The following is a 7,700-nucleotide window of genomic DNA, read 5'->3' as shown; positions in this document are numbered from 1 at the left end:
ACAACATTATACTTACAAATTCGATGAAAAAAATTGGAATAATTTACTTAATTGCTATATTGCACACATATTTAAGACAACTCAAATCTTAATCATGAAGAAGTATCTATTTAACCCATACGTATTATGTTTGGTTGCGTTGGCGGGACTTACTAGCTGTAGTAACTCCTCTAAAAACACTTCCAGAGCTACTGGTTGGCAGATAAACTCCAATGAAGGTGGCTTTCAATACAACACCAACTTCAAGGAACAAGAAACCGCGCCAGGACTCGTATTTATAGAAGGGGGAACTTTTGTAAGAGGTCAAGTGCAGGACGATGTTATGCATGACTGGAACAACACTCCTACTAGGCAGCATGTCCAATCATTTTATATGGATGAAACAGAGGTGACCAACAAAATGTATATGGAATACCTCGATTACCTAAAAAGTGTTTATCCACCTGATGATCCAGCATATGCGAACATCTACAAAGGTGCTCTTCCTGATACCTTGGTATGGAGGAATCGTTTGGGTTACAACGAGGTAATGACCAACAACTATTTACGTCACCCTGCCTATGCGGAATATCCAGTGGTGGGCGTTAATTGGGTTCAGGCAGTACAATTCTCCGAATGGAGAACGGACCGAGTGAACGAATTAATGTTAGAAAGGGAAGGGTATCTCGCTAAAAATAGCAAATACGCTGTTGTGAACGGTGAAATACAAGGGACTTTTAGCACTGAAACCTACCTAAATAGTCCTGAGAATGTATATGGAGGTCAAATTGATTCGCTACAAGGAAGAGCAAAAAGAGATTCCACTAACGTGTTTGCTAAACGATCAAGCGGTGTGATTATGCCATCTTATAGACTTCCAACTGAAACAGAGTGGGAATATGCGGCAGCAGCTCTAATTAGTTCTAGAGAGTACAACAACTATAGAGGGCGGAAAAAATATCCATGGGAAGGGGAATACACCAGAAGTGGAAAAAGAAAAAACCGAGGTGACCAATTAGCGAACTTCAAACAAGGTAAAGGGGATTATGGTGGAATTGCTGGATGGTCAGACGATGGAGCGGATATCACCGCGCAAGTAAAATCCTATCCACCAAACGATTGGGGGCTATATGATATGGCAGGTAACGTTGCTGAATGGGTTGCAGATGTTTACAGACCAATTGTCGATGACCAAGCCAATGATTTTAACTATTACAGAGGAAACGTATATATGAAAACTGCCATTGGAGAAGATGGTAAAGTGCAAATTGTAGGAAAAGATGAAATCGTTTATGACACCTTGAGCAACGGAAGAATTGTAGCGCGCGATCTTCCTGGAGAAATCGCTATGATTCCTGTGGATGGAGAAGATACCTTTTTAAGAACAAACTTCGACACAAGTGACAACAGAAACTATCGCGATGGAGATAAAAGCTCCTCAAGATACTACGATATGTTCACTGAAGACGACCAGTTGGAAGACTCCAAAAGAATGTACAATGCCCCTAAAAACGTAATTACCAGAGATTCTTTAGGAAACATCATTAAACAATTCGACGATTCCAACACGCGTACCACCATGATTAGTGACGAAGTTCGCGTATACAAAGGAGGATCCTGGAGAGATAGAGCCTACTGGCTTGATCCAGCACAACGTAGATACCTGCCTCAATATATGGCTACGGATTATATTGGATTCCGTTGTGCCATGTCAAGAGTAGGGTCTAAAGCTAAAAAGGAAAAGACACCAAGACATTAACTAATAATAGTTGTTATTTATACAAGAGTCTCGATTTATTCGGGGCTTTTTTTTTACATTTACCCCTATGGAAATAGCGTCACTTTACGAGATTTTTCTCGGCTCTAAAGGCCTAGTCACAGACACGAGAAAAATAGAAAAAAACCATTTGTTTTTTGCCTTAGTAGGAGAGCATTTTAATGGAAATAAATTCGCCGCACAAGCCCTTGAAAAAGGAGCGTGTTACGCGGTTGTTGACGATGCCAACTACCACACTGGTGATCGCACCATATTAGTGAAGGATAGCTTAAAAGCATTACAGGAGCTAGCTACATATCATAGACAACAGCTAAACATACCCATTCTAGCACTTACTGGAAGTAATGGCAAAACCACTACCAAAGAACTTCTCAATGCCGTTTTATCTAGGAGGTTTAATACCGTAGCAACTATTGGCAATTTAAACAATCATATAGGCGTGCCCCTTACCCTACTCTCTATGAATCAACATACCGAGTTCGGTATAGTGGAAATGGGAGCGAACCACGCAAAAGAAATAGCGTTTCTATGCGGTATAGCCATGCCCGACTATGGTTATATCACCAATTTTGGAAAGGCTCACTTAGAAGGCTTCGGTAGTATGGAGGGAGTGATTCAAGCTAAAAGCGAACTATACCAATATTTGATCGAAAATGAAAAAACTATATTTTACAACGTAGAAGACCCAATTCAAAAGAAAAAATTAATGGCCTATACCAAGGTATATGGATTCGGGTTAGCAAAAGATAACCCTATATCGGACATCAATATTGAACTTGTACAAAGCCACCCTTTTGTCAGCGTACATTTCAATGCTACTGAAATCCAAACAAATCTTATAGGTGCATACAATTTCACCAATATAGCTGCTGCCATTTGTGCCGGGTCTTATTTTAAAATTGATGCGCATAAAATTAAAGAGGCTATTTCGAATTACATTCCTTCCAATAACAGATCGCAAATAGTTGAAAAGGGTAATGTCAAAATCATTTTAGATGCCTATAATGCGAACCCTTCTAGCCTACAAGCTGCCTTAAGTAATTTCGCGGATGTAGATCAAAGTAACAAAGCCGTCATCCTTGGTGATATGCTTGAACTTGGCCCTGACGCTGCTAAAGAACACCAACATATTGTGGAGGTACTCGCTGAGTATAAATTGGATAATGTTTACCTAATAGGTGAAAATTTTTACCAAACTCAAGGGATGCAATTAAAGTACAGAAATTTTGATGAGTTTAAAGAAGCTTTCCCTAAGGCTTTGAAGGACAATAAGGCTAAATTATATCTGATAAAGGGTTCTAGAGGTATGGCCTTAGAGCGTGTATTGGAGCTTTTCTAATCATCTGCTGTTTGGGTAAATTCAAAACATACTTCCATCAGGCAACTAATCCGAGAATCCAAAGGGCAAACTTGTTTATGCGAACGCTTTCAGTGTTGCGTTAATTTTTATGGATTAGTAAGCGCTTAGCTTGCAGAACAGCCTGTTCAATATTATCACATATATTGTCACTCCCAAGATCCTGATAGATATTCATTTTTCGTAATTCCTTTTTAATCTCGTCATTAGCGCCTGAAATAATGGTTGTGGTCCCTAAGGACTTTAATCCAGTATATATTTCCTTCAAGCGTTTCACCCCTGTGGCGTCTATAAAGGGTACATGCCTTACCCGCAATATTAAAATTTCAGGTTTATGTTTGATTTTTTTGATAACCTCCTCAAATTTTTGCGAGGCACCAAAGAACAAAGGTCCATTAATTTCATAAATCAATACACCCTGCGGAATTTCAGGTATTTCCTCTTCAAAAAGTAGCTCACCATTACCTTCCTCAGCCCTAAAGTATTTCATTGCGTCTTTAATGGAAGTCGATTCGCTCATGCGTTTCATAAAAATAAAACTAGATAAAATCATCCCAACTTCAATGGCTATAATTAAATCAAAAAATACGGTTAAAAAGAAGGTTGTCAGCAAAACAATCACATCCATTCGATTACTCTTAAGTAAAATTCGGAAATGATGCCATTCCCCCATATGCCAAGAGACAACCACTAATACACCAGCTAAACAGGACAGCGGAATTAGTTTAGCCACAGGTGCAAAAAGCAACATAATCAACAATAAAATAACTGCGTGAACGATTCCTGAAATGGGTGTCCTACCACCGTTTTTAATATTTGTAGCGGTACGAGCAATGGCTCCTGTTGCTGGAATACCCCCAAATAGCGCAGAAAATATATTGGCTGTCCCTTGACCGATCAACTCCATATTGGAACGATGCCTCCCTCCTATCATACCATCCGCTACCACTGCAGATAGCAAGGACTCGATACTACCCAACAAGGCGATCGCAATAGCCGGTTGAATTAATTCTTGTATAGTGTCAAAGTCTATACTGGGCATGGTGGGTAGCGCAATGTTGCTGGGTATTTCACCAAATTTGGTTTCGATAGTTTCAACTGGTAGCTCAAAGAAATAAACCACAAGGGTACTTATGAAAATAGCTACTATGGAACCTGGTATTTTAGATGTTACTTTATTGAAGTTAAAGGAAATCAAAACTGTTCCAAGGGCAATAAGAACCGCCCCCCAATTGATGTGCTTGAAATTAAGAAAATAGGCCCGCCATTTATCAATAAAATCAGCAGGTACCTCTCCCATCTCTAATCCTAAGAAATCTTTTATTTGAGATGAAAAAATTATAATAGCAATTCCACTTGTAAAACCTACAATCAACGGGTAAGGTATAAACTTTAAATAATTGCCGAGTCGAGCTAATCCAAGACCTATAATTAAAAACCCGGCCATAAATGTGGCAATAGTAAGTCCACCTACCCCATGAGTCTCAACTATGCCGTATACAATTACAATAAACGCGCCCGTGGGTCCTCCGATTTGAACCCGACTACCCCCGAGCATCGATATAATCAATCCAGCAATTACTGCAGTTATAAGTCCCTTTTCTGGTGAAACACCTGAAGCGATTGCGAAGGCTATGGCTAAAGGCAATGCTACGATACCTACTATTATTCCGGCTGTTACATCTTTTGTGAGTTGTTGCCTAGTAATACCTTCTTTTAGAAGTGTGAAAAATTTAGGTATAAATTCACTATTTTTCATAAACCCAAATAAACCGTTATTTTTCTCTTTAAATTTAAAGAGAAAAAATATAATAATCATTTTAAACTTCAATCAAAAAAGGAACCTAAAATGTCAAAAAAAACATATCGGTTAATACAAATAATCCATCCCTTGGAAGTCTTTACTACAACAACAATTACTGCACTTGTCCTATGATAGCGCTAACATTTAAATTGAAGTTTGTTAACAATTAAAATAGAACACAAAAAAAGAGGCTTTTTAAGTATTAAAAGCCTCTTTATCAATTCTTCAGAAATTTTATTTCTAGTAGCGAGATCGGGAATTGAACCCGAGACCTCCGGGTTATGAATCCGACGCTCTAACCATCTGAGCTACCTCGCCATTTCGCTTTAGCGGGTGCAAATATATAAACAAAATTCGGTCAATCAAATCAAAGTGTAAAAATATTTTAATTAAAAAATAGGTTAAGTTGAACTTAAATAATTATATTGTCGCTTTATATAATATTATGATTTATTTATGGAAGAGAAAGTTAAATACGAGTTAGAATTCCCTATTCATTCATCCCCGCAATTGCTTTATCAATACATATCGACACCTTCTGGGCTTTCAGAATGGTTTGCAGATAACGTTAACTCAAGAGGAGAAGTTTTTACCTTCATATGGGACGGCACAGAAGAGGTCGCAAAATTAATTAGAAAAAAAAGTGGAGAACTAGTAAAGTTTAAATGGGATGAAAGTGGAGACGACACTTTTTTTGAAATTAGAATAGTAGTGGATGAAATAACCAAAGATGTCTCCCTAATGATCACTGATTTTACTGAAGAAGACGAATTAGAAGAAGCTAAAATGCTATGGGAAAACCAAATATCTGACCTAAAACAAGTATTGGGTTCCGCTTAGGATTCTTAATTCATATCAAGTATATTTGTGCCTTGAATTTTCAAGGCTTTTTTTATGGTAAATTTTAATGGAGAATTATTAGATCAAGGCACTGCATTTCTGGATGAATCAAATCGCGGTTTGCGTTATGGAGACGCGTTATTCGATACGATCCGAGTGGTAAACTCAAAAATATTCTTCTGGGAATCGCACTACTTAAGACTCATGGCTTCAATGCGTATTATGAGACTACCCATTCCAATGCATTTCACCATGGAGCAGCTTGAAAAAGAAATACTTGAAACTTTAAAAGCAAATACTTTAGAATCAAAAGCCGCTCGAGTCCGCCTTACCGTCTTTAGAGACCCAGGTGGCTACTACACCCCAACCAATACCAAGGTATCATATATTATAGAAGCATCGGCTTTAGACACTCCGTTTTACACTAGCTCTCAAGATGGCTATCAGGTGGAGCTTTTCAAAGATCATTATGTTCATGCCGGTCTTTTATCTACTTTAAAATCAAGCAATAAGCTAGTTCATATTTTAGCTGGAATATATGCAAGTGAAAACGGCTATCAAAATTGTCTTCTGCTAAATCAACATAAGAACATTATTGAAGCCTCTAATGGCAACATATTTCTAGTTAAAAATAATACCATTAAAACCCCACCTATTACCGAAGGTTGCCTAAACGGAGTGTTAAGGAAACAACTTCTTGAAATCATCAAAAAGACACCCGAATTCGAACTTGAAGAAGCGCCAATTTCTCCATTTGAATTACAAAAAGCAGATGAGATGTTTATCACAAACGTGATATCAGGAATCATATCGGTGAGCAAGTATCGTAAAAAACAATACGATACTCAGGTGGCTAAAACGCTACTTGGAAGATTAAATGCCCACGTGCGACTGCTTTAATTAAGCAATGGATTCTCAGGAGCATTTGACCACATCAAATAATCGCCACCGAGCTCAAGCATTTTTTCCCTCCAAAACGATAGAGAGGATTTTTTGATAATGTTACTCTTATACCTATTTTCCGATACAACCCAAGAACTACTCGAGAGCTCTTTATCGAGTTGCATGGTATCCCATCCTGAATAGCCCAAGAAGAATTTGATATCCGAATCCTTAATTCGCTTGTTATTTATTAACTCGACGATGGTTTCAAAATCACCACCCCAATATATTCCATTGGAAATCTCAATACTATTGTTAATAAGCTCAGGAACTTTATGAATAAAGTACAAATTATCCTGCTCTACAGGACCGCCATTATACACCCTTAGCGAGGTGTTCAGCTCGGGAATAAGTTCACTGAGATCAAATTCCAGTGGTTTATTTAATATAAAACCAATAGACCCTTCACTGTTATGCTCTGCTAGCAAAACTACAGATCGATTAAAAGCTACATCACCAATTATGGAGGGTTCGGCAATTAGCAAATGGCCTTTCTTTGGAGTTAAAGCAACCATAAGCGCTATATTTTTCTTTTAAATCTAGTAAAAAATCACAAACCATCAAATAATTGTAAGATTTTTTTAATCGTATAAAGCAAAAAAGGCACCCACATTGAGCACCTTTAAAGAATATAAAATGATAAGTTAGATTAGTTTACAGCGTCAGCTAACTCAGAACCTGCTTTAAACTTCACTACATTTTTTGCAGCAATTTTAATTGTTTTACCAGTTTGAGGGTTTCTACCTTCTCTTGCTGATCTTTTAGAAACTGACCAAGATCCAAATCCAACTAGAGAAACACGTCCTCCTTTTTTTAATGTGCCTTCTACACTACCTAAAAAAGATTCTAGTGCTTTTTTCGCTGCAGCTTTGGTTATTCCTGCGTCAGCAGCCATCGCATCGATTAATTCTGTTTTGTTCATAATTTAAAGATTTAAAAATGAATATACGGTTAAACATTTATTTAATTCGCTACACAAAATTATACGGATTTCATTCTCA

Annotated in this window: 7 protein-coding genes and 1 tRNA gene; 4 read left to right on the top strand and 4 right to left on the bottom strand. The window is 37.6% G+C overall.

All coding sequences use genetic code 11. From position 1 onward, the window contains the following. Positions 1–94: 94 nt before the first annotated feature. Both gldJ and VKY50_RS09815 read left to right on the top strand, forming a co-directional pair. Positions 95–1,738 (top strand): gliding motility lipoprotein GldJ, encoded by a 1,644-nt coding sequence (gldJ, locus tag VKY50_RS09820; protein WP_324301344.1) that lies wholly within the window; start codon positions 95–97, stop codon positions 1,736–1,738. A 67-nt stretch (positions 1,739–1,805) separates the two neighbouring features. Beyond that, on the top strand, positions 1,806–3,095 hold the full coding sequence (locus tag VKY50_RS09815) for a UDP-N-acetylmuramoyl-tripeptide--D-alanyl-D-alanine ligase (protein WP_324301342.1): 1,290 nt from the start codon (positions 1,806–1,808) through the stop codon (positions 3,093–3,095). Positions 3,096–3,195: 100 nt separating this feature from the next. Here the strand turns inward: VKY50_RS09815 and VKY50_RS09810 are convergent, their stop codons facing one another. Next, positions 3,196–4,872: a SulP family inorganic anion transporter gene (locus tag VKY50_RS09810; protein WP_324301339.1), complete on the bottom strand. Its 1,677-nt coding sequence runs from the start codon at positions 4,870–4,872 to the stop codon at positions 3,196–3,198. Between the two features lie 289 nt (positions 4,873–5,161). Beyond that, positions 5,162–5,235 (bottom strand) — tRNA-Met (locus VKY50_RS09805). 138 nt (positions 5,236–5,373) lie between these two features. On the opposite strand from VKY50_RS09805, the gene VKY50_RS09800 reads away from it, so the two are divergent. Beyond that, the gene (locus tag VKY50_RS09800; RefSeq protein WP_324301337.1) at positions 5,374–5,757 is read left to right on the top strand and encodes an START-like domain-containing protein; all 384 of its coding nucleotides are present in this window, start codon (positions 5,374–5,376) and stop codon (positions 5,755–5,757) included. Positions 5,758–5,811: 54 nt separating this feature from the next. Then, positions 5,812–6,657, top strand: coding sequence for an aminotransferase class IV (locus VKY50_RS09795; protein ID WP_324301336.1), 846 nt, complete (start codon positions 5,812–5,814; stop codon positions 6,655–6,657). Here VKY50_RS09795 and VKY50_RS09790 read toward each other — a convergent pair. Both VKY50_RS09790 and VKY50_RS09785 read right to left on the bottom strand, forming a co-directional pair. Continuing rightward, entirely contained in the window at positions 6,654–7,214 is a 561-nt protein-coding gene (locus VKY50_RS09790; protein ID WP_324301334.1) for a YqgE/AlgH family protein, read from the bottom strand. The genes VKY50_RS09795 and VKY50_RS09790 overlap by 4 nt on opposite strands. A 134-nt stretch (positions 7,215–7,348) precedes the next feature. Next, positions 7,349–7,621 (bottom strand): HU family DNA-binding protein, encoded by a 273-nt coding sequence (locus tag VKY50_RS09785; RefSeq protein WP_008990993.1) that lies wholly within the window; start codon positions 7,619–7,621, stop codon positions 7,349–7,351. Positions 7,622–7,700 lie beyond the last annotated feature (79 nt).

This window comes from Galbibacter sp. (assembly GCF_035306585.1).
Classification (GTDB): domain Bacteria; phylum Bacteroidota; class Bacteroidia; order Flavobacteriales; family Flavobacteriaceae; genus Galbibacter.
The sequence above is the reverse complement of the archived record's forward strand: the minus strand, read 5'-3'. Positions and strand labels throughout refer to the sequence as shown.

What these genes read in the sequence shown, in the direction of transcription:
- VKY50_RS09785 (WP_008990993.1), bottom strand. Translation starts at nt 7,621, where the DNA reads ATGAACAAAACAGAATTAATCGATGCGATGGCTGCTGACGCAGGAATA.
- VKY50_RS09815 (WP_324301342.1), top strand. Translation starts at nt 1,806, where the DNA reads ATGGAAATAGCGTCACTTTACGAGATTTTTCTCGGCTCTAAAGGCCTA.
- VKY50_RS09790 (WP_324301334.1), bottom strand. Translation starts at nt 7,214, where the DNA reads ATGGTTGCTTTAACTCCAAAGAAAGGCCATTTGCTAATTGCCGAACCC.
- gldJ (WP_324301344.1), top strand. Translation starts at nt 95, where the DNA reads ATGAAGAAGTATCTATTTAACCCATACGTATTATGTTTGGTTGCGTTG.
- VKY50_RS09795 (WP_324301336.1), top strand. Translation starts at nt 5,812, where the DNA reads ATGGTAAATTTTAATGGAGAATTATTAGATCAAGGCACTGCATTTCTG.
- VKY50_RS09800 (WP_324301337.1), top strand. Translation starts at nt 5,374, where the DNA reads ATGGAAGAGAAAGTTAAATACGAGTTAGAATTCCCTATTCATTCATCC.
- VKY50_RS09810 (WP_324301339.1), bottom strand. Translation starts at nt 4,872, where the DNA reads ATGAAAAATAGTGAATTTATACCTAAATTTTTCACACTTCTAAAAGAA.